The sequence below is a fragment of the Pseudomonas sp. B14(2022) genome, assembly GCF_012030485.1.
Taxonomy (GTDB): Bacteria; Pseudomonadota; Gammaproteobacteria; order Pseudomonadales; family Pseudomonadaceae; genus Aquipseudomonas.
Map to the genome: position 1 here is coordinate 52,211 of NZ_JAAUVM010000002.1, position 25,039 is coordinate 77,249.

A 25,039-nucleotide genomic window follows, 5' to 3' on the forward strand; every position below is an offset into this window, starting at 1 on the left:
TTACACCGGCTCGGGCTTGGCTGTCGGCAGGTCGATGCCAGGGAAAATCTTGATCACCGCCGAGTCGTCCTCGCGGCCAAAACCGGCGCTGGAAGCCTGCATGAACATCTGGTGCGCAGTGGCCGACAACGGCAGCGGAAACTTGCTCGCACGCGCGGTATCCAGCACCAGGCCGAGGTCCTTGACGAAAATATCCACCGCCGACAGTGCCGTGTAGTCGGCCTTGAGAATGTGCGGCACGCGGTTTTCGAACATCCAGGAATTGCCGGCGCTGTGGGTGATCACCTCGTACAAGGCATCGGCGTCCACCCCTTCGCGCAGGCCCAGGGCCATGGCTTCGGCGGAGGCGGCGATATGCACGCCGGCGAGCAACTGGTTGATAATCTTGACCTTGGAACCCAGGCCATGGACGTCGCCCAGGCGATACACCTTGCCGGCCATGCCCGCCAGCACCGCATCGGCCTTGGCATAGGCGGCCTGCGGGCCGGACGTCATCATGGTCATCTCACCGGCGGCGGCCTTGGCCGCACCGCCGGAAATCGGCGCATCCAGGTACAGCAGGCCGTGTTCGCCCAGGCGCTGGCCGAGGTCCACGGCGTAGGTCGGGGCCACGGTGGCACAGCCGATCACCAGGCTCGCAGGGCGCAATGCAGCCACGGCACCGCCTTCGCCGAACAATACGGTCTCAGTCTGTTCGGCGTTAACCACCACCGTGATGATCACATCACAGGCCTCGGCCATCTGCGCCGGTGACGCGCACGCCACCCCGCCTTCGCCGGCGAACTGCTGGGTGACCGCCTCACGCACATCACAGGCATGCACATTGAAGCCTGCGCGCAACAGCGAGCGGGCAATACCAAGCCCCATCGCGCCCAAACCGATCACACCGACATTCTTATTATTCATGGGGTACTCCAGGGGAAAACGGCGGCTGACACCACACCGGCGAGCCGCGTTGGAATTGGGATCGATCATCCACCAATGAACGGATTATGTGAAGTATTTTTTCTATCTAACATTTTTTAACATCGATCCGAGAAAATCTCAGCCTCACCCTTTAACGCCTTACCCCACGCAAACTCATTTGCGACGCTTGTGCTTTGCGTATTATGGTATACCATCATACGCAACCCACTCCCCCACACCTGATGGAGCCGCTCATGAGTTTCGAAATCCGCAAAATCGTCAGCTACGTAGAAGAAACCTTCATCGAAGGCGGCAAGGCCGCAGACACCCCGGTGAAAATGGTCGGCCTCGCCGTGGTGCTGAAGAATCCATGGCTGGGTCGTGGCTTCGTCGAAGACCTCAAGCCGGAAATCCGGGCCAATTGCTCCGACCTCGGCGCGCTGATGGTCGAGCGCCTGGTGGGCATTATTGGCGGCGCTGAAAACATCGAGGCGTATGGCAAGGCCGCCGTGGTCGGTGCCGATGGCGAGATCGAACACGCGAGCGCGATCATCCACACCCTGCGCTTCGGCAATCACTACCGTGAAGCGGTCAAGGCCAAAAGCTACTTGAGCTTCACCAACAAGCGCGGCGGTCCGGGCACCTCGATCCAGATCCCGATGATGCACAAGGACGACGAAGGCCTGCGTTCGCACTACATCACCCTGGAAATGCAGATCGAAGATGCGCCGCGTGCCGATGAAATCGTCGTGGTATTGGGCTGCGCCGATGGCGGCCGCCTGCACCCTCGTATCGGCAACCGCTATATCGACCTGGAAGAGCTGGCCGCTGAAAACGCCCAGTAAGCAACACCGGCCAAAACAAAAAGCATGCAGGAGCGCTCCATGATTCGGCTCACCGCTGAACGCACCCCGGCTGGCACCAGTTATCTGGCGACCGGCCAAGGCCAGCCTGTGGTTTTGATCCACGGCGTGGGCCTGAATAAAGAAATGTGGGGCGGGCAAGTCGTTGGCCTGGCCACGAATTACCGCGTGATCAGCTATGACATGCTCGGTCATGGCGCCAGTCCGCGCCCGGCCGCCGGCACGCCGCTGCTGGGGTATGCCGACCAGTTGCTGGAGCTGCTCGACCACCTGCAACTGCCCCAGGCCACGGTGATCGGTTTTTCCATGGGCGGCCTGGTCGCCCGGGCGTTTGCCCTGCACTACCCCGAGCGCCTCAAATCCCTGGTAGTGCTCAACAGTGTGTTCAACCGCAGCCCCGAACAGCGTGCCGGCGTGATCGCACGCACCGCCCAGGCTGCGGAACACGGCCCGGATGCGAATGCCGAAGCCGCGCTGTCGCGCTGGTTCAGCCGTGAATACCAGGCGGCCAACCCGGCGCAGATCGCCGCCCTGCGTGAAACCCTGGCGGGCAACGACCCCCAGGGCTACCTGACCACCTACGAACTGTTTGCGACTCAGGACATGTACCGCGCCGACGACCTCAAAGGTCTGCGCGTACCGACCCTGGTCGCCACCGGCGAACTCGACCCCGGTTCAACCCCGGAAATGGCCCGGCAACTGGCCGATCGTATTCCCGGCGCCACCGTTGCGGTGCTGGCCGAGCAACGGCATATGATGCCGGTAGAATCGCCACGCCTGGTCAACCAGCTGCTGCTGGGCTTCCTCGACACGGTGTACGCCCAAAACAATCCAATCAAGGGGATCGTTGCATGACACTCGCACGCTTCCAGATGTGCATCGGCGGTGAATGGGTCGATGCCCTGTCCGGCAAGACTTTCGAAAGCCTCAACCCGGCGCTGGCCGAACCCTGGGCGCAACTGCCCGACGCCGATGAAGCCGACGTGGAGCGCGCCGTGCAGGCCGCCCAAAACGCCTTCGACAGCCCGGCCTGGCGTGGCCTCACCGCCACCGCACGGGGCAAATTGCTGCGCCGCCTCGGTGACCTGATCGCCGAGAACAAAGAGCAACTGGCCCAGCTGGAAAGCCGCGACAACGGCAAGTTGATCCGCGAAACCCGTGGCCAGGTCAGCTACCTGCCGGAGTTTTTCCACTACACCGCCGGCCTGGCCGACAAGCTCGAAGGCGGCACCCTGCCGCTGGACAAGCCCGACCTGTTCGCCTACACCGTGCACGAAGCCATGGGCGTGGTCGCCGCGATCATTCCGTGGAACAGCCCGCTGTACCTGACTGCGATCAAACTCGCGCCGGCCCTGGCGGCGGGCAATACCATCGTGATCAAACCGTCGGAGCACGCCTCGGCGACCATCCTCGAACTCGCGCGCCTGGCCCTCGAAGCCGGGATCCCGCCGGGCGTGGTCAACGTGGTCACCGGCTACGGCCCCAGCACCGGCGCCGCCCTCACCCGCCACCCACTGGTGCGCAAGATCGCCTTCACCGGCGGCGCGGCCACGGCCCGCCATGTGGTGCGCAGCAGCGCGGAGAACTTCGCCAAGCTGTCCCTGGAACTGGGCGGCAAATCGCCGAATATCATCTTTGCCGACGCCGACCTCGACAGTGCCATCAACGGTGCGATTGCCGGGATCTATGCAGCGTCCGGGCAGAGCTGCGTGTCCGGCTCGCGCCTGCTGGTGCAGGATGAAATCTACGACGAATTCGTCGAGCGCCTGGTGGCGCGCGCCGAGCGCATCCGCATCGGCAACCCCCAGGACGACGCCAGCGAAATGGGGCCCATGGCCACCGCGCAGCAACTGGCCGTGGTCGAACGCCTGGTGGCGGACGCCATCGCCGAAGGCGCGCGCCTGCGCACCGGCGGCAAGCGCCCGCAGAACCTCGGTGAAGGCTGGTTCTATGAGCCGACCTTGTTCGAGTGCGACAGCAATTCGATGAAGATCATGCAGGAAGAAGTGTTCGGCCCGGTGGCCTCGGTCATCCGTTTCAAGGACGAAGCCGAAGCGCTGGCCATCGCCAACGACTCGCAATTCGGCCTCGCCGCCGGCATCTGGACCCGCGACCTCGGCCGCGCCCACCGCCTGGCGCGGGACGTGCGCTCGGGGATCATCTGGGTCAACACCTACCGGGCCGTGTCGGCGATGGCGCCTATCGGCGGCTTCAAGAACAGCGGCTACGGACGCGAAAGCGGCATCGATTCGGTGCTCGCCTACACCGAGCTGAAGACGGTGTGGATCAACCTCTCCCAGGCGCCCATGCCTGATCCTTTCGTGATGCGTTAAGAGACCCCGACCATGATCGAACCCGGCATTTACAAAGACGTCATGAGCTCATTCCCCTCCGGGGTCACGGTGGTCACCACCCTCGACCCGGACGGCGGCATCGTCGGCATTACCGCCAGTGCGTTCAGCGCACTGTCGATCGACCCGGCGCTGGTTCTGTTCTGCCCTAACTATGCGTCGGACACCTACCCGATCCTGCGCGACAGCAAGCGCTTCGCGATCCACTTGCTGTCCGCCGACCAGACCGCCGAGGCCTATGCTTTCGCCAGCAAGGGCAAGGAAAAGGCCAAGGGCATCGAGTGGCACCTGAGCGAGTTGGGCAACCCGCTGCTGGCCAAGGCCACGGCGATCATCGAGTGCGAGCTGTGGCGCGAATACGACGGCGGCGATCACGCGATCATCGTCGGTGCGGTAAAGAACCTGATCCTGCCCAAGGAGCCGGTCACGCCGATGATCTACCACAAGGGCAAGCTGGGCCCGCTGCCGGCGCTGGCCTGAGGCGCGCGGGGGCCGTGAGGGTTTGTCGCTTAAGGAACGCAGCATGATAAACTTGGGCACGATTTTCGGCCCTCAATCGGCCCCGGCCGGCCGAGGCCTCCAGTTAACCGCTAAATTCAGAGCAGACCCCATGAAACGCGCGCCCCTCGACGACAGCTTCAAGGTCAATCACAACCCGGTCACCCTGCGCGAAATCGTGCTGGAAAAACTGCGCAGCGCCATCATGAACTTCCAACTGCTGCCCGGTGACCGCCTGGTGGAGCGCGACCTGTGCGACCGCCTCGGCGTCAGCCGCACCTCGGTACGCGAAGCCTTGCGTCACCTGGAGTCCGAAGGCCTGGTGGAATTCGCCGATGCCAAAGGCCCGCAGGTGGCGATCATTACTCTGGCCGACGCCGTCGACATCTATGAACTGCGGTGCGTGCTCGAAGGCTTGATCGTGCAATTGTTCACCCTGCGCGCCAAGGCCAAGGACATCAAGGCCCTGGAAAAAGCCCTGGAAGAAAACCGCAAGGCCCTCAAGGACGGCGAGCTGCAACAGGTCATCGACTCGGTCCAAGGCTTCTACGACGTGCTGCTCGAAGGTTCGGGCAACCATGTGGCGGCCACCCAGTTGCGCCAGCTGCAAGCGCGTATCAGCTACCTGCGCGCCACCTCGGTGTCCCAGGAAAACCGTCGCGGCACCAGTAACCAGGAAATGGAACGCATGGTCCAGGCGATCAAGAGCGGCGACCCGCTGGCGGCCCACCAGGCCTGCGTCGATCACGTGCGCGCTGCGGCTGCCGTGGCCCTGGATTACCTCAAGCGCAAACAGGAAGAAACCGGCAAGATCCCGGAAATCACCCTGCCCATCGCGCTGAAAGAACCGCGCATAGGTCACTGACCTTGGCCAGCCCCAGCTTTTGCCCGACATGCGGCGGCAGTGACCTCGGTCACCAGTTGCCACCGGGCGATACCCATGAGCGCCTGATGTGCCGGGGCTGCGGCTATATCCACTACATCAATCCCAAGATCATCGCCGGCTGCATCATCGAGCAGGACGGCAAATACCTGCTGTGCCAACGGGCGATCCCGCCCCGCCCGGGCACCTGGACCTTGCCTGCCGGCTTTATGGAAGGTGGCGAAACCACTGAGCAGGCGGCGTTGCGTGAAGTCTGGGAAGAAAGCGGCGTACGTGCCGAGATCCTCTCGCCCTACTCGATCTTCAGCGTGCCGAAAATCAGCGAGGTGTACATCATCTTCCGCGCCATCGCGCTGGAGATCACCGGCCAGTTCGGCCCGGAGACCCTCGACTACAAGTTCTTCGCGCCCGAGGACATTCCCTGGGACAGCATCTACTACCCGGCGATCCGGCAGATCCTCGAACGGTATATCGAGGAACGCCAGGCTGGGGTGTATGGCATCTATATCGGCAATGACGACAGCGGCAAGATCCACTTCATCCGCTGATCTTCAGGTAAACCAGGTCCAAATGTGGGAGGGGGCTTGCTCCCGATGGCGGTAGTTCAGTCACTTCATGTATTGACTGACATACTGCTATCGGGAGCAAGCCCCCTCCCACATTTGAATCGGTTTATACCTGAAAAATCAGGGCGCCAACCCTTCCACGATGATGATCTGCGCCACCCCCGCCCCTTCACGGTGCGCCTTCGCCTCCTGATATTCGGCGGACTCGTAGCACGCCACCGCCTGCTCATAGCTCTCAAACTCAATCACCACATTACGCTGCCGTGCAGGCCCGCCTTCCATCGCTTCACTGCGCCCGCCCCTGGCCAGGAACCGTCCGCCAAACTGTGCAAACGCCGCCGGCGCGCGCTGGGTGTACTGCGTGTATTGCTCTGCATCGGACACATCCACATGGGCAATCCAGTAGGCCTTCATCGTGACATCCTCTTGTTGAGTTTTTGTGGTATACCATAATACATACAACCAACAAATCGAGCATTCTCCATGTCCTTCAACAGCATCGCAGACATCATCGAAGACTACCGCCAAGGCAAGATGGTGCTCCTGGTGGACGACGAAGACCGGGAAAACGAAGGCGACCTGTTGCTGCCTGCGGCCTGCTGCACCGCCGAGACTATCAGTTTCATGGCTCGCGAAGCCCGTGGCCTGATCTGCCTGACCCTCACCGACGAACACTGCCAGCGCCTGGGCCTGGAACAGATGGTGCCGAGCAATGGCAGCGTGTTCAGCACCGCGTTTACCGTGTCCATCGAAGCCGCCAGCGGCGTGACCACCGGCATCTCCGCCGCCGACCGCGCACGCACTGTGGCAGCGGCCGTCGCCAGCAATGCCGGACCGGCCGACATCGTGCAGCCGGGGCATATCTTCCCGTTGCGCGCCAAGGATGGAGGCGTGTTGACGCGCGCCGGCCACACCGAAGCCGGCTGCGACCTGGCGCGCCTGGCCGGGCACACCCCGGCCTCGGTGATCGTCGAAGTGATGAACGACGACGGCACCATGGCCCGCCGCCCCGACCTGGAAATCTTCGCGCGCAAGCACGGCATCAAGATCGGCACCATCGCCGACCTGATCCACTACCGCCTCAGCACCGAACGCACCGTGGTGCGCATCGGTGAACGCGACCTGCCCACGGTGCACGGCACATTCCGCCTGATCACCTTTGAAGACCGCATCGACGGCGGCGTGCACATGGCCATGGTGATGGGCCAGTTGCACCGCGATACCCCGGCGCTGGTGCGCGTACATGTGATCGACCCGCTGCGCGACCTGGTCGGTGCCGACTACAGCGGCCCGTCCAACTGGACGCTGTGGGCGGCCTTGCAACGTGTCGCCGCTGAAGGCAGTGGCGTAGTGGTGGTGCTGGCCAACCATGAATCGTCCCAGGCCCTGCTGGAACGCGTGCCGCAACTGACGCAGGCACCGCGCCAGTTCAACCGTTCGCAGTCGCGCATCTATTCCGAAGTAGGCACCGGGGCGCAGATCTTGCAGGACCTCGGCGTCGGCAAGCTGCGTCACCTCGGCCCGCCCCTCAAATACGCAGGGCTGACCGGCTACGACCTGGAGGTGGTCGAGAGCATTCCCTTCACCGAATGACGGATAACCGGTAAGGCAAAATGCTTGCACAAAGTTTGGAATACCATAATATGATATTCCATAGACCGAACGCTTCTGCCAAGTGCGCCCGCCAGGGAGAGCACCAATAACAGCCCTTGGCACGGTCGCCTTTTGGGGTCTCGATTAGACGCCCCCGATGGACCTACTGCTCCCGATAGGCGGGCATTACCAAGCCCGCTCAATAACAAAACAAATGAGGGCGTGAAAATGGTGTTGAACAAACGTGCAACCGCGGTGCTGTTCGCGGGCTTATTGGCCACGGCCACTCACGCGGCCATGGCGGCCGAAAGCGTCAATTTCGTGAGCTGGGGCGGTAGCACCCAGGATGCGCAGAAGCAGGCCTGGGCCGACCCGTTCAGCAAGGCCAGCGGCATTACCGTGGTCCAGGATGGGCCCACCGACTACGGCAAACTCAAGGCCATGGTCGAAAGCGGCAACGTGCAGTGGGACGTGGTGGATGTCGAGGCCGACTTCGCCTTGCGCGCCGCCGCCGAAGGCCTGCTCGAACCCCTCGATTTCTCGGTGATCCAGCGCGACAAGATCGACCCGCGCTTCGTCTCCGACCATGGCGTGGGCTCGTTCTTCTTCTCCTTCGTGCTCGGCTACAACGAAGGCAAGCTCGGCGCCGGCAAGCCCCAGGACTGGACCGCGCTGTTCGACACCAAGACCTACCCCGGCAAACGCGCCCTCTACAAATGGCCAAGCCCCGGCGTGCTCGAACTGGCGCTGCTGGCCGACGGCGTCCCGGCCGACAAGCTCTACCCCCTGGACCTGGACCGCGCCTTCAAGAAACTCGACACCATCAAGAAAGACATCGTCTGGTGGGGCGGCGGTGCGCAGTCGCAACAGTTGCTGGCGTCCGGCGAAGTCAGCATGGGCCAGTTCTGGAACGGTCGCATCCACGCCCTGCAGGAAGACGGCGCGCCCGTGGGCGTGAGCTGGAAGCAGAACCTGGTCATGGCCGACATCCTCGTCGTGCCTAAAGGTTCGAAAAACAAAGCGGCTGCGATGAAGTTCCTCGCCAACGCCAGCAGCGCCAAGGGCCAGGCGGATTTCTCTAATCTGACCGCCTATGCACCGGTGAACATCGACAGCGTGCAGCGCCTGGATTCGGTGCTCGCGCCGAACCTGCCGACCGCCTACGTCAAGGACCAGATCACCCTCGATTTCGCCTACTGGGCCAAGAACGGTCCGGCCATTGCGACACGGTGGAATGAATGGCTAGTCAAATGAAAATGACGGCAACCACACCGACCGGGAGCGCCCTCGGCGCTGCCGGCGCGGTTTCGCCCAAGGCCGGGGCGCCGTCCCTGGCGCAGCGCTGGCGGGGCTCGAGCAACCTGATCCCGGCCCTGCTGTTCCTCGGCCTGTTCTTCCTGGCGCCGCTGATCGGCCTGTTGCTGCGCGGCGTGCTGGAGCCGGTGCCGGGCCTGGGCAACTATGAACAGCTGTTCGCCAACTCGGCCTATGCACGGGTGCTGCTCAACACCTTTTCGGTGGCGGGCCTGGTGACCCTGTTCAGCCTGCTGCTGGGCTTTCCGCTGGCTTGGGCGATCACCCTGGTGCCGCGCGGCTGGGGGCGCTGGATCCTGAATATTGTGCTGCTGTCGATGTGGACCAGCCTGCTCGCCCGCACTTACTCCTGGCTGGTCTTGCTGCAAGCCTCCGGGGTGATCAACAAGGCGCTGATGGCCATGGGCATCATCGATGTGCCCCTGGAGATGGTGCATAACCTCACCGGCGTGGTGATCGGCATGAGCTACATCATGATCCCGTTCATCGTGCTGCCGTTGCAGGCGACCATGCAGGCCATCGACCCGATGATCCTGCAGGCCGGCTCCATCTGCGGCGCGAGCCCGTGGACCAACTTCTTCCGCGTGTTCCTGCCGCTGTGCCGGCCGGGGTTGTTCTCCGGCGGCCTGATGGTGTTCGTGATGTCCCTCGGTTACTACGTCACCCCGGCGCTGCTCGGCGGTGCGCAGAACATGATGCTGCCCGAGTTCATCATCCAGCAGGTGCAATCGTTCCTTAATTGGGGCCTGGCCAGTGCCGGCGCCGCGTTGCTGATCTTCATCACGCTGGTGCTGTTCTACTTCTACCTGAAGCTTCAGCCGGAATCCCCGGTTGGCGCCAGCAACGCGAGGTAAGCCGTCATGCTCCTGACCCCCAATGCCATGAGCCGCAGGATGCGCTTGGGCCTCTACACCACCACCGGGTTGATTGGCCTGTTCCTGCTGTTGCCGATCGTGTTTATCGTGCTGCTGTCGTTCGGCTCGTCGCAATGGCTGGTGTTCCCACCGCCGGGCTGGACGCTAAAATGGTACGGCCAGTTCTTCTCCAACGCTGACTGGATGAACGCAGCCATGGCCAGTCTCAAGGTGGCCGTGCTGACCACCGTGTTCGCCGTCGCCCTGGGCCTGCCCACCGCCTTTGCCCTGGTGCGCGGGCGCTTCCCCGGCCGCGAATTGCTCTATGGCCTGTTCACCCTGCCGATGATCGTGCCGCTGGTGATCATCGCCGTGGCGGTGTACGCGCTGTTCCTCAAGCTGGGCTACACCGGCACGATGTTCGCTTTTGTGGTCAGCCATGTGATCGTGGCGCTGCCGTTCACCATCATCTCGATCATCAATTCGCTGAAGCTGTTCGACCAGTCGATCGAAGACGCGGCGGTGATCTGCGGCGCTTCGCGGTTGCAGGCGGTGTTCAAGGTGACCTTTCCGGCGATTCGTCCTGGGATGGTCGCCGGTGCGTTGTTCGCCTTCCTGGTCTCGTGGGACGAAGTGGTGCTCAGCGTGATGATGGCCAGCCCGACCCTGCAAACCCTTCCCGTAAAAATGTGGACCACCCTGCGCCAGGACCTGACGCCTGTGATCGCCGTCGCGTCGACGCTGCTGATCGGCCTCTCGGTGCTGGTCATGGTGATTGCCGCCGCCGTTCGCCGGCGTACCGAAACCCGCGCTTGAGCGCCGAGGAGAAGAACATGAGTGCAGTGATCAACGATGTCGCGCAGAGCCATGGCCAACCCCTGGTCAGCCTGCGCAACCTGAATAAGCACTACGGCGAATTCGCTGCCGTGGACAACATCTCGCTGGACATCCAGGACGGCGAATTCCTCACCTTCCTCGGCTCCAGCGGCTCGGGCAAAAGCACCACGCTGTCGATGCTTGCCGGTTTCGAGACGCCAAGCAGCGGCGAGATCCTGGTCAGCGGCCAATCGCTGGTCAACGTCCCGCCGCACAAGCGCGACATCGGCATGGTGTTCCAGCGTTACTCACTGTTCCCGCATTTGTCGGTACGCGACAACATCGCCTTCCCCCTGGCGATTCGCAAACTGGCCAGCGCCGAACGCGAAAAGCGCGTGGACGCCATGCTCAAGCTGGTGCAGCTTGAGCAATTTGCGCATCGCCGCCCTTCGCAATTGTCCGGCGGCCAACAGCAACGGGTCGCCATCGCCCGCGCGCTGGTGTACGAGCCACGCATCCTGCTGATGGACGAGCCCCTCGGCGCCCTCGACAAGAAGTTGCGCGAAGACCTGCAGGACGAACTGCGCCAACTGCACCGGCGCCTGGGCATCACCATCGTCTACGTGACCCACGACCAGGAAGAAGCCATGCGCCTGTCCCAGCGCATCGCGATTTTCAGCCACGGCAAGATCGTCGGCCTGGGCACCGGCTTCGACCTCTACCAGAACCCGCCGAACGCGTTCGTGGCGTCGTTCCTCGGCAACTCCAACTTCCTCAAGCTCAAGGCCCAGGGCAACGCGGCGGCAGCGTTCGAAGGCCAATCCCTGTCGATCCGCCTGACCAGCGGGCTGCGCACCGAGCAGGATGTGCTGCTGATGGTGCGCCCGGAAAAAGCCCTGGCGCTGAGTGTCGAACAGGCCGCTGAACAACCGTTGGCGGCGGGCTGGAATGAAGTGTCGGCGATTGTGGGTGAGGTGCTGTTCCTCGGCGAAAGCCAGACCTGCACAGTGAAAACCCTCGGCGGCACATCGATGACGGTCAAGGCGCTGTCCGCTGCGGGCATGCCACTCAAGGCCGGCGACCCGGTGCGTGTGCGCTGGGCGACGGCGGATGCGTGTGTGTATACGGAGTGGGCCGAGAGTGATCTGAACAAGGCCGCAGGCGCGCATTGAGTCACCCATGTGGGAGGGAGGCCCCACTACCGCTTCGAAGTAGGGCTGCTGCGCAGCCCAACGCGGGACAAGCCCGCTCGCCACAAGAATGCTGTCGACTGAAATTGCTTATGCAAAATTCAAGACTTTAGGGTGAAATTTTAACTTTTAAAATCAGTAAGTTATTTTAAGTTTGAGAAGAGCATGGCTATCTACACAACGTTCTAGTCGCCAACGGCAACCACGATGCGAAGAGAGCCGCCCTTGATCTTGCTTTGGATCTTGATCTTGATCTCAGGCGCCCCGTTAACCACGCTGGCCGGAATCCGATAGTGATTGGGGGGGTAAACCGGCAGGGATGCCGGTTTAGCCGCCCCGCGCCATGGATGGCGCGTGGCGGCGGCCCCCCAAATCACTGTCGGATTACGGGCACACCGAGCCTAGGCGAGGTGCCGAGTGGTGGGGCAAGAGCCCTTTTGGTTACTTTTGGGGCTCTTTTCCAAAAGTGACCCGCTGTAAGAGCGGAACCCTAAGTGGCCGTTACCGCAGCAACGGATATGTACTCGGCCTGACATCCTGGTCGGCTGTCAGGCCGCCATCGGGGGCAAGTCGAATCGTCGCACCGCCCCTCCCACATTTGAGCTGCATTTACCCGTTAAAGCTGGCGCTCGAAAATCGCCCCCTCGATCCCCAACACCTCACGGGTATCCGCATAAATCCCCACGCCCTTCTCCCACACGTGCTTGATCGACCGGTCGGCGCAGCGAATCCGGTAATTGAGCTCGAACGGCTCCTGCCGTGACAACGCATATTGCACCTCGCGCCACACATAGTCGGCATCCTGCGCCAGGATCAGGCTGTTGTAGGTGAACTCATGGTTGTCCACCAGGCGCTCGGCGGGGTAGCCGGTCAGCTCCAGGCAGCCGGCGCTGACGAATTCCATGGTCCAGTCGCGGTTGTTGCGGCCGCGATAGATTAGGCCCGGCATGCTGTCGAGCAAGCTCATGCTACTGCGCTGGCTGGCCTGCCAGGCGATTTCGCGGCGCTTGTGCGTGGTGACATCGCCGGCCACCAGATAGAAACCTTGGGGGCCGCGCTTGAGGCTGATCTCGAACCAGCGCAATTCGCCGTTGGGGTGCACAAAGCGCAGGCGCTGGTTGAATGAGGTGTCGGGGCGGCGGCGCAGTTCATTCAGGGCCTGGCGCCATAGCGGGCGGTCTTCCTGATGCACGTAGTCCATCAGGTTGCGCTCCGCGCCGGGCGGGCCCATCAACTCGGCCCAGGCCAGGTTGAAATGGGCGATCTGACCGTTGTCGCGCAGTTGCAATAAGGCGGCGGGAAAGCAATCCATCAAGTCCATTGGCGGCGGCGCAAACGCTTCGGGGCTGTCCCTCATCTAGTGGCGCTCCTCGTGTTTCATCAAGGCGCCGCTGTGCACCCAGGCCGCCAGCTCCAGGCGCGAATGCAGGCCAAGCTTCTGCAACAGGCTGCGCACGTAGATTTTCACCGTGCCGTCGCTGATCCCCAGCTCCCGGCCGATCTGTTTGTTGCTCATGCCGGCGGCGATCAGCGCCAGGGTCTGGCCTTCGCGCTCGGTAAGGTTTTCGCTGCCCGCTGCCTCACACGCTTGCGTGGGCTCGGCCTGGTCGGCGAGCAAGGCAATCAGGGTCGAGTCCAGCACGATCGCGCCCTTGTGACAGTTGCGCATATACGCCAATAGCGCATCCGGCTCGGTTTCCTTGAGCACATAACCGCTGGCGCCCAGGCGCAAGGCCGTGAGCAACTCGGCGCGGTCCATGGAGGCGGTGAGCACCACCACCTGGCAATCCAGGCGCAACTGGCGCAGTTCATCCAGCACCTGTAATCCGCTGAGGCCCGGCATGTGCAAATCCAGCAGCACCTGTTGCGGCGTCAGGCTCACAGCCAGGTTGATGCCCTCGCGGCCGCTGGCCGCCTGCCCCACCACTTCGAAGTCGCCACTGGCATCGAACAACTGCGCCAGGCCCTTGCGAAACAACGGGTGATCATCGATCAGTAATAAGGTCGTGCAGTCCATCGAGACTCCCCTGTGGCAGATCGTGGTGGCGACGCAGGCCAAGGTGCACACGCACCCCGTGCGGGCGGATCGCTTCTATGCTCAGCCGTGCGCCGATGCTGGCGGCGCGCTCGCGGATAATCGCCAGGCCGAAATGGTTGTGCTCGTCGCAGGCCGGGATCAAGCCGATGCCATCGTCTTCCACCGACACCGAGGCGTCGCCATCCTGGGTCTGGCGCAGTTCGATGCGCACGTGGCGCGCGTGGGAGTGCCGCACCGCATTGGCCAGGGCCTCGCGAATGATCTGCAGGATCTGCAATTCGGTTTCAGGGCTCAGGGCGTCGTCGGCCAGGCGGTTGTCAAGTTCGAAGACAATGATGCAGCGCCGCGAGAACTCCGCGACCGAGTCGGCCAGGGCCTGGCGCAGCGAGCGCCCGTCCATGGTCAGGCGCGCACTGGTGATCAGCTCGCGCACCTGGCGTTGCAGTTGACTCAGGCCGGTGCACAGGTCCTGCAGTGCCGGCTCGCCCAGCTGCGACTGTAAGCCATGGGCCTGGAACGACAGATAGCCCAACTGCTGCGCCACCGAATCATGCAGCTCACGGGCCAGGGCGCCGTGGCGGGAGGTCGCCTGTTTGCGCTGCTGCTCACGGTTATGGCTGCGCAGGCGTACGGTCACGCCTACCGCCTGCGCCGCCTCTTCCAGTAACTGGCGCCAACTGGCACCGGCGCGCCGGGGGGTGTCGAGCAGCAATGCGCCCTTTTCACCCTCGGGCAACGCGCACACCAGACGGTGCACGCCCCGTTGCCGGCACGGTCCGCAGGCTTGAGGGGCGTCCGTCACGCTCGCGTCGCGCCAGGGGCAACGCGCCACCTCCTGGCAGCCGTCGACCCACCCTCGCCGCGTCGGGCCCAGGTCTTCGCCGCCGAGGATCAGGTTAAGCCTGGCAGGCGGCAACAGTGCGTCGAAACGGTCCAGGAAACCCGACAAGGCACCGTCAGCGTGCAGGGGTAACTCGGCCAACAACCTGCGCACGCTGCGCGCCTGTTCGCGGCGTATAGGCCCCAACCAGAGCGGCCAGCCTTTTGGTCGTGTCAGCACTCTTTGATAACTCCCCGTCCGGTTGCTCTGCATGGTCGAAAGGCCCAGCAACTTCCATGCCCCGAATGGCCGGCGCGCAAGGCTTATCTCCAAAGGCATAGCCCTTTTTCCAGATTGAGAAGATTTTCCCCATAGGAAAGTATCTCTCCCAACAGGAAACAAACACACACCGTGGAGAGCCCGCATGACGCCTACCCGCAGCCGCCCCATCGTGGTGATGCAATCAGCCGCCGCCAGCGCAGCGTTCATCAGCGAACTGCACATGCCCGTGCTGTTGAACGGCGAACACCCCGACTTTGCGCGGCGCCTGCAACAGGCGCTGGCCAGCGCCACCGTGGGCTGCCGGCTCTACCTGCTGGGCGACGAAGCCTTTATCTGGCGTGTGCACGGCGAGGCCCGCGCCGCTGGCCTGGAAGACGACGAGATCGACATGACCTGCACCACGCCGGGCCTGCGCCAGGTGTATTGCGCACACTGCGGCCTGACCCAGGCGGCCGGGCCGCAGCCGCTGTTGAACTGCATCGGCTGCCACGTCGGGCTGGAGGTCCGCACGCATTTTTCCCGGCGCCTGGGGGCGTATCTCGGCGTGTGCATCAACCCCGACCAGCCCTACGCGGGGTTCCAGCCATGAGCGCGGCCCTCAACGTCCAGGTCAGCGCAGCACGCATGCTCACGCCGGTGGTGCGCGAATTCACCCTGACACCCGCCACGGGCAGCCTGCCCGGCTTCTCGCCCGGCAGCCATGTGCAGGTGCACCTGCCGCTGGCCGAAGGCACGGTGCGCAACGCCTATTCACTCACCAGCGACCCGGCGCACCCCCAGCACTACCGCATCGCCGTGCGCCTGCAAGACGCCTCGCGCGGTGGCTCGCAGTACCTGTACAGGCAGGTGCAGGTCGGCGACACCTTGCAGATTTCACCACCGGCCAATCTGTTCGCCCCCCATGGCACCGCGCGCCTGCATATCCTCATCGCCGCCGGGATCGGGATCACGCCGTTCATGGCCTATATCGCCGCGATGGAACAACAGCAGGCCGACTTCGAACTGCATTACCTGTTCCGGCCGGGCCTCAGCGACGCCTATCTCGACGAGTTACAAGAGCGCCTCGGCCCGCGCCTGCACACCTACGATCGGCGCCCGGACCTAGACCGGATCCTCGGCAATCGACCGCTGGGCAGCCACGTCTACACCTGCGGTCCGCAGCCCTTGCTCGAGGCGGTTGAGCAACACGCCGCACGCCTCGGCTGGCCGCTCAAGCGTGTGCATTCGGAAGCCTTCAAGGGCGCACAACCCGGCCAGCCATTCGACCTGCACCTGCTGCGCAGTGGCCGACGCCTGCGGGTCGAGGCCGAGCAAAGCCTGCTCGAAGCCCTGGAACACGCAGGATTACAGGTGCCCAACCTGTGCCGTGGCGGGGTCTGCGGCCAGTGCATCACGCGCCACCAAGGCGGCGCCATCGAACACCGCGACAGCTTCCTCAGCCCGGCCGAGCAGGCCGACTTTCTGATGCCCTGCGTCTCGCGCGGCAGCGGCCCCTGCGTTTCGCTGGACCTATAGGAGTGAGTGCCATGCCCCTGCAAACGAGCCCCGTGCTGAGCTATCGCGACGATTTCAGCTTTCGCAACAGCCCGGCAGCGATCCGGCGTTTTCCCTTTCCCTTTATCGAGGACAGCTACCTGTACTCGGTGAACATCGAACCGGCCATCTCCCGCGACCCCGGCTCGATCTATGAGCACGCCTTCGACATCGACGAGCACTACCGCTCGGAAATGGCCGAGCGCGCCCTGGTGCTGGACAAGGACCCGCGCCGCTACCTGGTGATGCCGCACATGCAAGTGGCGGCCTGGGATGCGCTGCAGATGATCATGGAACACCTGGCCGCCGACTACCCGCAGTCGTTCAGCCTGACGCAAAACGGCGAGCGCTGGCAGTGGCGCAACCACCTCCTGGACATCGACCAGCACTTCATCTTCGGCGATGCCACCAGCCTGCCCTGCGCGCCGCTGGAGTACATCGGCCGTCAGGTACAGGGGGATTTCGCCCTGCTCGACCAGCGCGACGGCGACCTGTACATGGACGCCGGCCTGGTCACCAGCCCGGCCGACTGGTCGCTGGCGTTCGACGCCGGCATGAGTTTCAAGCAATGGCACGCACCGGTGCCCATGGCCCATCAGATGGGCGTGTTCGAACGGGCGCTGAAGTACCTGCTCAACCTGCAGGTCGACCAGCCGGTACGGCGCTTGAACTGGACCCTGACCATCAACCCGCGACTGGATTCGTCGCCGGAAACCTTCCATGAATGGGGCGCCGATCGCGGCCAGATCACCGCGCAGAACGTCGGGCAACAGGTGCACCTGCGGGTCGAGCTGCAAGTGATGGCGCGCCTGCCGCGCAGCCACGCGGTGATGTTCAGCATCCGCACCTACCTGATCAGCCTGGACGAGCTGGTCACGCAACCCGGCTGGGGCTGTCGCCTGCACCGCGTGCTGCGCGACCTGCCCGACCCCATCGCCGACTACAAGGGCATGACCCGCTACCGCCACACGCTGGTCGAGTGGCTGAGCCAGTTCGACCCACAGGTCTGACGCCCCTTCTTCTACGACAAGGAACCTCACATGACCCACTCATGGCGTATTTCTGCATTGGCCGAACGGCACCGCGCCCTCGGCTCCCACCTCGAAGACTGGAACGGCATGGGCACTGCCTGGACCTACAGCAGTGACCTCGCCGACCACCACCAGGCGATCCGCACCCGCGCCGGCCTGATGGACGTGTCCGGCCTGAAAAAAGTCCATTACGTGGGCCCCCACGCCGAGAGCCTGTTGCAGTGGGCCACCACCCGCGACATCGCCAAGCTCTACCCCGGCAAATCGGTGTATGCCTCGATGCTCGATGAGGACGGCAAGTTCGTCGATGACTGCATCGTCTACCGCACCTGCCCCAACGCGTTCATGGTGGTGCATGGCGCCGGCACCGGGCATGAAATGCTCGTGCGCTCGGCCCAGGGCCGGCAAGTGGCGGTGCTGTTCGATGACGACCTGCACGACCTGTCGCTGCAAGGCCCGCTGGCGGTGGATTTCCTCGCCGAACACGTGCCCGGCATCCGCCAGCTGGCGTACTTCCACCACCTGCAAACCCGCCTGTTCGACCGCCCGGTGATGATCTCGCGCACCGGCTACACCGGCGAACGTGGCTATGAGATTTTCTGCAAGGCCGCCGATGCGCCGTTCCTGTGGGACAGCATCCTCGAACAAGGCGCGAGCCTGGGGATCATCCCCTGCGCCTTCACCGCCCTGGACTGGTTGCGGGTGGAAAGCTCGCTGATGTTTTTCCCCTACGACAACTCGCAGATGTACCCCTTCGCCGACCAGAAGGCCGGCGACACCCTCTGGGAAATGGGCCTGGATTTCACTGTTTCACCTGGCAAGAACGCCTTCCGTGGCGCCGAAGAACACCTGCGCCTGCGCGGCCAGGAGCGCTTCAAGATCACCGGTGTGCTGCTTGAGGGCGTCCGCGCCGCCGAAGCCGGCGACACCGTGTGGCAGGGCAATCAGCAAGTCGGCGTGATCACCTGCGGCATGTATTCGCGCCTGAGCAAACGTTCGATGGCCATCGCGCGCATGAGCGTCGCCTGTTCCGAACCCGGTATTGCCTTGCAGGTTCGCGGCAGCCTTGAGGCCAGCGCCAGCACCCACGCCCTGCCCTTCGACGACCCGCAAAAAACCAAGCGCACGGCCAAGGGCTGAACCTTCCTTCACGCAATTCAGGAGCCTTCGATGGACGCCTCCAGCGAACATTACATCCTCAAGATCACCTGCCCGGCGGCGTCCGGGATTGTCGCCGCGATCAGCGTGTGCCTGGCCCAACAGCAGTGCTACATCAGCGAACTGGCACAGTTCGACGATGAGTTCACCGGGCAGTTTTTCATGCGCGCGGTGTTCCGTTTCAACACCGGCGTGAGCGGCGACATCGACGCCCTGCGCAAAGGCCTCGGCGACCTTGCCGGTGGCTTCGACATGCACTGGCAGTTGTTCAGCTCACGCCAACCGACCCGCGTGCTGCTGATGGTCAGCAAGTTCGACCACTGCCTCACCGACCTGCTCTACCGCCACCGCAAGGGCGAGATGGACATGCACATCACTGCCGTGGTCTCCAACCACCTGGACCTGCGGGCGATGGCCGAACGCGAAGGCATCCGCTTCATCTACCTGCCTATCACCAAGGACACCAAGGCCGGCCAGGAAGCCGAGCTGACGCGCATCGTCGAAGACACCCAGACCGACCTGGTGGTGCTCGCGCGCTACATGCAGATCCTGTCCGACGGGTTGTGCCAGCAACTGTCGGGCCGGGCGATCAATATCCACCACTCGTTCCTGCCCGGTTTCAAGGGCGCCAAGCCCTACCACCAGGCCTATGACCGTGGCGTCAAGCTGATCGGCGCCACCGCCCACTACGTCACCAGCGACCTGGATGAAGGCCCGATCATCGAGCAGGAAATCCAGCGCGTCGACCATACCCACCTGCCCGATTCGCTGGTTGCCATCGGCCGTGACACCGAAACCGTGGCCCTTTCCAAAGCCCTGAAATACCACCTGGAACACCGGGTGTTCATCAACCAGGACAAGACAGTGATCTTTCGCTGAAACCTTCAGGAGGCACGCTCATGACCCTACGTGTAGCAATCATCGGTGCCGGCCCATGCGGCCTGGCGCAACTTCGCGCGTTCCAGTCGGCCCGCGACAAAGGCGCCGCCATCCCTGAGCTGGTTTGCTTCGAAAAACAGCAGGACTGGGGCGGCATGTGGAACTACACCTGGCGCACCGGCCTCGACGAGAACGGCGAGCCGGTGCACGGCAGCATGTACCGCTACCTGTGGTCCAACGGTCCCAAGGAATGCCTGGAGTTCGCCGACTACACCTTCGAAGAGCATTTCGGCCGGCCCATCGCCTCCTACCCGCCGCGCGAAGTGCTGTGGGACTACATCAAGGGCCGCGTGGAAAAGGCCGGCGTGCGCGACTACATCCGCTTCAACAATGTGGTGCGGCAAGTCACCTTCGACGAACAGAGCCAGCGCTTCACCCTCTACGCCCACGACTACACCAGCGACACCTTGACCTGCGAGGAATTCGACTACGTGATCAACGCCTGCGGCCACTTTTCCACGCCCAAGGTGCCGTACTTCGAAGGCTTCGAACAGTTCGCCGGGCGTATCCTGCATGCCCACGATTTTCGCGAGGCGCTGGAGTTCAAGGACAAGGACCTGCTGATCGTCGGCAGCAGCTATTCGGCCGAGGACATCGGCTCGCAATGCTACAAATACGGCGCGCGCAGCATCACCAGTTGCTACCGCAGCGCGCCCATGGGCTATGCCTGGCCGGATAACTGGGAAGAAAAACCGCTGCTCCAGCGCCTGGAAAACAACCGCGCGTACTTTATCGATGGCAGCAGCAAGCACATCGACGCGGTGATCCTGTGCACCGGCTACAAGCACCACTTCCCGTTCCTGCCCGATGAACTGAGCCTCAAGACCGACAACCGCCTGTGGCCGATGAACCTCTACAAGGGCGTGTTCTGGGAACCCAACCCACGCCTGATCTACCTCGGCATGCAGGACCAGTGGTACTCCTTCAACATGTTCGACGCCCAGGCCTGGTATGCCCGCGATGTGATCCTCGGGCGCATTCAACTGCCCGGCCACGCCGACATGGTCGCCGACAGCCAAGCGTGGCACGCACGGGAACAGACCCTGGAAACCAACCAGCAGATGTTCGAGTACCAGGGCGCCTATATCCAGCAACTGGTGGACGCCACCGACTACCCGAATTTCGACATCGCCGCCGTCAACGAAACCTTTCTGCACTGGAAGCACGACAAGGCGGAAAACATCATGGGCTATCGCGACAAGTCCTATCGCTCGCTGATGACCGGCACTCAGTCACCGCCGCACCACACGCCGTGGTTGCAGGCCCTGGATGACTCGATGGCGGCGTACTTGGGTGAGCCCACAACCCCCATCAAGTCGGTCGGCTGATGATGAATGCACCGCGTGTTTCCCATCCCCGTGAACCCGGGTTGTTTGCCCGCGCGCCGAATCTGGAACGCTACCGCGTGGCCGTCGGCGGCGTGACCCTGGTCGACTTGCAGCCTGGCGACGGCCTGCACGTGATCGACGTCGAAGGCCGGCAAACCTGCGCACTGCTGGCCCTCGACGCCGGCGGCCGCAGCGCCCTGGCGAGCTGGGGGCTGAACGGGTCAACGGCGTGCAGCGTACCTGGGCGTATCGGCCAGGCGCTCCAGCGGCGCGGCATCGACGCACAGGCATTGCCGCTGGCTGCCTCGCTGTGGGACGCCGACAGCCCGCCCGGCCACAGCCGACAGTTTGTCGCCGAGGACGCGCTGCTGGTAATCGTCGCCGCCCCCGCCGAGGCAACCGCCGTCGACCGGCAATACCGGCCCAGCGAGCTGCGCCTGCTGGTGACGCGGGCCAACCCCTCGCCGCTGCTGGTACCGGCCCTGCCCGAACCGTTGGGCGATGTACTCGACGAATTCACCCTGCGCGCGGGCACGGCCCACAGCTACACCGTCGCCAAAGGACAGTACATCCAGGTGCTGGACGTCGCAGGCCGCCAGTGTTCGGACTTCGTCGCCCTCGACCGGCGAGCCCTGGATCGCGGCGTCGAGCTGGACCTGGACCAGACCGTCACGCGCACCCTGAACGGCAGCGCCTACCCGGCACCGGGGCTGTTCTCGAAGTTTTTCGACCGCCATATGCAACCGATGCTGGAGGTGGTGCAAGACACCGTCGGGCGCCACGATTCATTCGCCCTGGCCTGCGCGGCGCGCTACTACGAAACCCATGGCTATTTCGGGCACGACAACTGCAGCGACAACCTCAGCCGCGTCCTCGCCCCCCATGGCGTGCAGGCGCGCAACGGCTGGCCGGCGATCAATTTCTTCTTCAACACCGGTATCGATGCGCACCAGCAGATGACCCTGGATGAACCCTGGTCACGGCCCGGCGATTACGTGCTGCTGCGGGCCATGACCGACCTGCTGTGTGGCAGTACCTCGTGCCCGGATGACATTGACCCGGCCAATGGCTGGAACCCGACCGACATCCATGTCCGCATCTACAGCGAGAAGGAGCGTTTTTCCATCGCCATGAGCACTCGAACCACGGCGGATGCCGACCCGATCCTCACCCGTGAGTCCGCGTTTCACTCACGTACCCGCGCCCTCACCGGCAGCTTCACCGACTACCGCAACTGGTGGCTGCCGCTGCGCTACGACGGTTACGGCGTCACCGAGGAATACCTCGGTTGCCGCGAACGGGTGGCGGTGATGGACCTGACCGCCCTGCGCAAATTCGAAATCATCGGCCCCGACGCCGAAGCCCTGTTGCAGTACTGCCTGACCCGCGACGTACGGCGCCTCGCGGTGGGCCAGGTGGTGTATTCGGCGATGTGCCACGCCCACGGCGGCATGCTCGACGACGGCACCCTGCTGCGCCTGGGCCCGGACAACTTCCGCTGGATCTGCGGCGAAGACTACGCCGGCGTGTGGTTGCGCGAACAGGCACAGAAACTGGGCATGAAGGTGTGGGTCAAGTCCGCCAGCGAACAGATTCACAACCTGGCGGTGCAGGGGCCGCTGAGCCGCGAGCTGCTCAAGCAGATGGTCTGGACTGCGCCCACGCAACCGAGTGTGGAAACCCTCGGCTGGTTTCGCTTCCTGGTCGGTCGGCTGGACGGTTTCGACGGCTGCCCGTTGATGATTTCGCGCACCGGCTACACCGGCGAACTGGGCTTTGAGGTGTGGTGCCAGCCCGAAGACGCCGACCGGGTCTGGGACCGCATCTGGCAACTCGGCCAACCCTTGGGCCTGGTGCCCCTGGGCCTGGAAGCCCTGGACCTGCTGCGCATCGAAGCCGGGCTGATTTTCGCCGGCTACGAGTTCAGCGACCAGACCGATCCGTTCGAGGCAGGTATCGGTTTCAGCGTGCCGCTCAAGAGCAAGACCGATGACTTTATCGGTCGCGACGCCCTGCTGCGGCGCAGCGCCCATCCCAGCCACAAGCTGGTCGGCCTGCACCTGAGCGGCAACGAGACCGCCCACCATGGCGACCCGGTGTACCAGGGCCGGGCCCAGGTCGGGGTGATCACCAGTGCCTGCCGCTCACCGCTGCTGGCCAGCAATATCGCGCTGTGCCGGGTCGACGTGAGCTGCGCCGAGCCCGGCACTGAACTTGAGATTGGCAAAGTCGATGGCCTGCAGAAGCGCATCAGCGCCACGGTCAGCGCAGCGATTTTCTACGACCCGGACAAAAGCCGGGTGCGTAGCTGATCGTCCCGAAACGTGTGTGCCACCCCATTTTGACTGCCCCAACCTAACCGCTATTCAGACATGGGAATACGAAGATGGAAGCGACGACGTTCGAGGCTGTACCGCAGGCTGCCGGCTCGGTGGGCAGCCTGCACCGCAAGATCGATTGGCGCGGGGCATTCTGGGTCGCCAGTGGTGTGCCCGCGCTGGTGTTGTTCTCCATCGGTGCGATCGCCGCCACGGTGGGCAAACCGGCGTGGATCGTGTGGATCGTGTCGATCCTGTTCGGGTTTATCCAGGCCTTCACCTACGCCGAGATCGCCGGGCTGTTCCCGCACAAATCCGGCGGCGCCTCGGTGTACGGCGCGGTGGCCTGGGTGCGCTACAGCAAGCTGATCGCACCGGTGTCGGTGTGGTGCAACTGGCTGGCCTGGTCGCCGGTGCTGTCCATCGGTTCGGGGCTGGCGGCGGGGTATATCCTCACGGCGCTGTTTCCCGCCGATGCGCTGATCAACACCTGGCAACTGACCCTGCTGGACCTGGGGTGGGTGAAAAGCGGTCTGTCGTTGCGCATCAACGCGACGTTCGCCATTGGTTTGTTGATTTTGCTCACGGTGTTTGCCGTGCAGCACGGCGGCATCCTGCGGTCGGCGCGCCTGACCCTGGTGCTCGGCGTCACCTCGTTGATTCCGCTGCTGCTGGTGGGCGTGGTGCCGTTGTTCACCGGGGATGCGACCCAGGCCAACTTCCTGCCGCTGTACCCCCTGGCCCATGACGCGGCCGGGCAAGTCATCGATGGACCGTGGGATATATCCGGCTGGTCACTGATGGCCGGTGGGCTGTTCATGGCGGCGTGGTCCACCTACGGCTTTGAAACGGCGGTGTGCTACACCCGTGAGTTCAAGGACCCCAAGCGCGACACCTTCAAGGCGATCTTCTACGCCGGCCTGCTGTGCATCCTGGTGTTCACCCTGGTGCCGCTGGCATTTCAAGGCAGCCTCGGGCTGGGCCAACTGGTGACGCCGGCGGTGCTCGACGCCAGTGGCGCAACCGTGACGCCCGCGGTGTACAGCGGCCTGCTCTCGCCGGCGATCTACAGCGGCATGGGCGTTGGCCAGGTGCTGGCCGACAGCATCGGCGGCGGCAAGGTGGTGGCCAATATCGTATTGATCATGCTGGTGCTGGCGACGTTGCTGGCGATCATGACCTCGATGTCCGGTTCGTCGCGCACCCTGTATCAGGCTTCGGTGGATGGCTGGCTGCCCAAGTACCTGGGGCGCACCAACGAACATGGCGCGCCGACGGCGGCGATGTGGACCGACCTGTCGTTCAACCTGCTGCTGTTGCTGATGTCGGACTACGTGTTCGTGCTTGCGGCGTCCAACGTCAGCTACATCATCTTCAACTTCCTCAACCTCAATGCCGGCTGGATCCACCGCCTGGACCGCCCCGACTGGGTGCGCCCGTACAAAGCCCCCACCGTGCTGCTGGCGGCCGGCGGCGTGCTGAGTTTCGTCAACCTGGCCTGCATGGGCCTGGGCGCGGACATCTGGGGCGCAGGCACGCTGGTCACCGGCTTGCTGTTGGCGCTGCTGATCCTGCCGGTGTTCTGCTACCGCCACTATGTTCAGGACAAGGGCCGCTTCCCCGCCGCCATGCTCACTGACCTGTATATCCAGGCCGATGACGGCCAACGCCGCGCCGGCTGGCTGCCCTATGCCACGCTGGTCGCCGGTGTGCTGGTGGTGTATGCCTGCCATCAACTGGTAGCCTGAGCCTTCTGGC

At 63.7% G+C, this 25,039-nt stretch carries 24 protein-coding genes; 19 read left to right on the forward strand and 5 right to left on the reverse strand.

Annotation, left to right across the window (positions count from 1 at the left end; all coding sequences use genetic code 11):
- Entirely contained in the window at nucleotides 1-975 is a 975-nt protein-coding gene (gene ltnD / locus HCF10_RS03715) for an L-threonate dehydrogenase (protein WP_260403726.1), read from the reverse strand.
- Between the two features lie 185 nt (nucleotides 976-1,160).
- On the opposite strand from ltnD, the gene HCF10_RS03720 reads away from it, so the two are divergent.
- The 6 genes from HCF10_RS03720 to HCF10_RS03745 all read left to right on the forward strand — a co-directional run bounded on the left by HCF10_RS03720 (nucleotide 1,161) and on the right by HCF10_RS03745 (nucleotide 6,049).
- Nucleotides 1,161-1,751: an amino acid synthesis family protein gene (locus tag HCF10_RS03720; protein WP_145338769.1), complete on the forward strand. Its 591-nt coding sequence runs from the start codon at nucleotides 1,161-1,163 to the stop codon at nucleotides 1,749-1,751.
- A gap of 39 nt (nucleotides 1,752-1,790) precedes the next feature.
- On the forward strand, nucleotides 1,791-2,624 hold the full coding sequence (locus tag HCF10_RS03725; protein WP_131698763.1) for an alpha/beta fold hydrolase: 834 nt from the start codon (nucleotides 1,791-1,793) through the stop codon (nucleotides 2,622-2,624).
- Nucleotides 2,621-4,102: an aldehyde dehydrogenase gene (locus tag HCF10_RS03730; protein ID WP_131698764.1), complete on the forward strand. Its 1,482-nt coding sequence runs from the start codon at nucleotides 2,621-2,623 to the stop codon at nucleotides 4,100-4,102. Before HCF10_RS03725 ends, HCF10_RS03730 begins: the two co-directional genes overlap by 4 nt.
- A gap of 12 nt (nucleotides 4,103-4,114) precedes the next feature.
- A complete protein-coding gene (locus HCF10_RS03735; protein WP_053139508.1) occupies nucleotides 4,115-4,600 on the forward strand; it encodes a flavin reductase family protein in 486 nt (161 codons plus the stop codon).
- Between the two features lie 130 nt (nucleotides 4,601-4,730).
- Nucleotides 4,731-5,483, forward strand: a complete 753-nt coding sequence (locus HCF10_RS03740) for a GntR family transcriptional regulator (RefSeq protein ID WP_027603600.1) — start codon at nucleotides 4,731-4,733, stop codon at nucleotides 5,481-5,483.
- A gap of 2 nt (nucleotides 5,484-5,485) precedes the next feature.
- The gene (locus HCF10_RS03745; RefSeq protein WP_131698765.1) at nucleotides 5,486-6,049 is read left to right on the forward strand and encodes an NUDIX hydrolase; all 564 of its coding nucleotides are present in this window, start codon (nucleotides 5,486-5,488) and stop codon (nucleotides 6,047-6,049) included.
- Between the two features lie 138 nt (nucleotides 6,050-6,187).
- On the opposite strand, the gene HCF10_RS03750 is transcribed toward HCF10_RS03745, so the two are convergent.
- Nucleotides 6,188-6,481, reverse strand: a complete 294-nt coding sequence (locus HCF10_RS03750) for a DUF1330 domain-containing protein (protein WP_167654901.1) — start codon at nucleotides 6,479-6,481, stop codon at nucleotides 6,188-6,190.
- Between the two features lie 69 nt (nucleotides 6,482-6,550).
- On the opposite strand from HCF10_RS03750, the gene ribBA reads away from it, so the two are divergent.
- The 5 genes from ribBA (at nucleotide 6,551) to HCF10_RS03775 (ending at nucleotide 11,816) form a co-directional block, all read left to right on the forward strand.
- The gene (ribBA, locus tag HCF10_RS03755) at nucleotides 6,551-7,660 is read left to right on the forward strand and encodes a bifunctional 3,4-dihydroxy-2-butanone-4-phosphate synthase/GTP cyclohydrolase II (RefSeq protein ID WP_167654902.1); all 1,110 of its coding nucleotides are present in this window, start codon (nucleotides 6,551-6,553) and stop codon (nucleotides 7,658-7,660) included.
- Between the two features lie 228 nt (nucleotides 7,661-7,888).
- A complete protein-coding gene (locus HCF10_RS03760) occupies nucleotides 7,889-8,914 on the forward strand; it encodes an ABC transporter substrate-binding protein (protein ID WP_027603596.1) in 1,026 nt (341 codons plus the stop codon).
- Complete coding sequence (locus HCF10_RS03765; protein WP_065926398.1) at nucleotides 8,911-9,828, forward strand: ABC transporter permease; 918 nt, start codon at nucleotides 8,911-8,913, stop codon at nucleotides 9,826-9,828. Before HCF10_RS03760 ends, HCF10_RS03765 begins: the two co-directional genes overlap by 4 nt.
- A 6-nt stretch (nucleotides 9,829-9,834) precedes the next feature.
- Nucleotides 9,835-10,644 carry an ABC transporter permease gene (locus HCF10_RS03770; protein WP_010567348.1) on the forward strand — a complete coding sequence of 270 codons (810 nt, stop codon included), beginning with the start codon at nucleotides 9,835-9,837 and terminating at the stop codon, nucleotides 10,642-10,644.
- A 17-nt stretch (nucleotides 10,645-10,661) separates the two neighbouring features.
- Nucleotides 10,662-11,816, forward strand: coding sequence for an ABC transporter ATP-binding protein (locus tag HCF10_RS03775; RefSeq protein WP_167654903.1), 1,155 nt, complete (start codon nucleotides 10,662-10,664; stop codon nucleotides 11,814-11,816).
- A 634-nt stretch (nucleotides 11,817-12,450) separates the two neighbouring features.
- Here HCF10_RS03775 and HCF10_RS03780 read toward each other — a convergent pair.
- The 3 genes from HCF10_RS03780 to HCF10_RS03790 are packed head-to-tail and all read right to left on the reverse strand — an operon-like array spanning nucleotide 12,451 to nucleotide 14,866.
- Complete coding sequence (locus HCF10_RS03780) at nucleotides 12,451-13,191, reverse strand: PAS domain-containing protein (protein WP_131698770.1); 741 nt, start codon at nucleotides 13,189-13,191, stop codon at nucleotides 12,451-12,453.
- Nucleotides 13,192-13,851 carry a response regulator gene (locus HCF10_RS03785; protein ID WP_131698771.1) on the reverse strand — a complete coding sequence of 220 codons (660 nt, stop codon included), beginning with the start codon at nucleotides 13,849-13,851 and terminating at the stop codon, nucleotides 13,192-13,194.
- Nucleotides 13,820-14,866 carry an ATP-binding protein gene (locus HCF10_RS03790; protein WP_167655034.1) on the reverse strand — a complete coding sequence of 349 codons (1,047 nt, stop codon included), beginning with the start codon at nucleotides 14,864-14,866 and terminating at the stop codon, nucleotides 13,820-13,822. The genes HCF10_RS03785 and HCF10_RS03790 overlap by 32 nt, the downstream gene beginning before the upstream one ends.
- Nucleotides 14,867-15,116: 250 nt before the next feature.
- Here HCF10_RS03790 and HCF10_RS03795 point away from each other — a divergent pair, with 250 nt between their 5' ends.
- The 8 genes from HCF10_RS03795 (at nucleotide 15,117) to HCF10_RS03830 (ending at nucleotide 25,029) form a co-directional block, all read left to right on the forward strand.
- On the forward strand, nucleotides 15,117-15,563 hold the full coding sequence (locus HCF10_RS03795) for a dimethylamine monooxygenase subunit DmmA family protein (RefSeq protein WP_167654904.1): 447 nt from the start codon (nucleotides 15,117-15,119) through the stop codon (nucleotides 15,561-15,563).
- The gene (locus HCF10_RS03800) at nucleotides 15,560-16,489 is read left to right on the forward strand and encodes a PDR/VanB family oxidoreductase (protein WP_167654905.1); all 930 of its coding nucleotides are present in this window, start codon (nucleotides 15,560-15,562) and stop codon (nucleotides 16,487-16,489) included. Before HCF10_RS03795 ends, HCF10_RS03800 begins: the two co-directional genes overlap by 4 nt.
- 11 nt (nucleotides 16,490-16,500) lie before the next feature.
- Nucleotides 16,501-17,517 (forward strand): heme-dependent oxidative N-demethylase family protein, encoded by a 1,017-nt coding sequence (locus HCF10_RS03805; protein ID WP_167654906.1) that lies wholly within the window; start codon nucleotides 16,501-16,503, stop codon nucleotides 17,515-17,517.
- Nucleotides 17,518-17,547: 30 nt separating this feature from the next.
- Entirely contained in the window at nucleotides 17,548-18,678 is a 1,131-nt protein-coding gene (locus HCF10_RS03810) for an aminomethyltransferase family protein (RefSeq protein ID WP_167654907.1), read from the forward strand.
- Between the two features lie 30 nt (nucleotides 18,679-18,708).
- Complete coding sequence (gene purU / locus HCF10_RS03815) at nucleotides 18,709-19,575, forward strand: formyltetrahydrofolate deformylase (protein WP_167654908.1); 867 nt, start codon at nucleotides 18,709-18,711, stop codon at nucleotides 19,573-19,575.
- 20 nt (nucleotides 19,576-19,595) lie between these two features.
- Complete coding sequence (locus HCF10_RS03820) at nucleotides 19,596-20,963, forward strand: NAD(P)-binding domain-containing protein (RefSeq protein ID WP_145338779.1); 1,368 nt, start codon at nucleotides 19,596-19,598, stop codon at nucleotides 20,961-20,963.
- A 2-nt stretch (nucleotides 20,964-20,965) separates the two neighbouring features.
- The gene (locus HCF10_RS03825) at nucleotides 20,966-23,275 is read left to right on the forward strand and encodes a DUF1989 domain-containing protein (protein ID WP_167654909.1); all 2,310 of its coding nucleotides are present in this window, start codon (nucleotides 20,966-20,968) and stop codon (nucleotides 23,273-23,275) included.
- A gap of 74 nt (nucleotides 23,276-23,349) precedes the next feature.
- Nucleotides 23,350-25,029, forward strand: a complete 1,680-nt coding sequence (locus HCF10_RS03830; protein ID WP_145338780.1) for an APC family permease — start codon at nucleotides 23,350-23,352, stop codon at nucleotides 25,027-25,029.
- The last annotated feature ends 10 nt before the right edge of the window (nucleotides 25,030-25,039 follow it).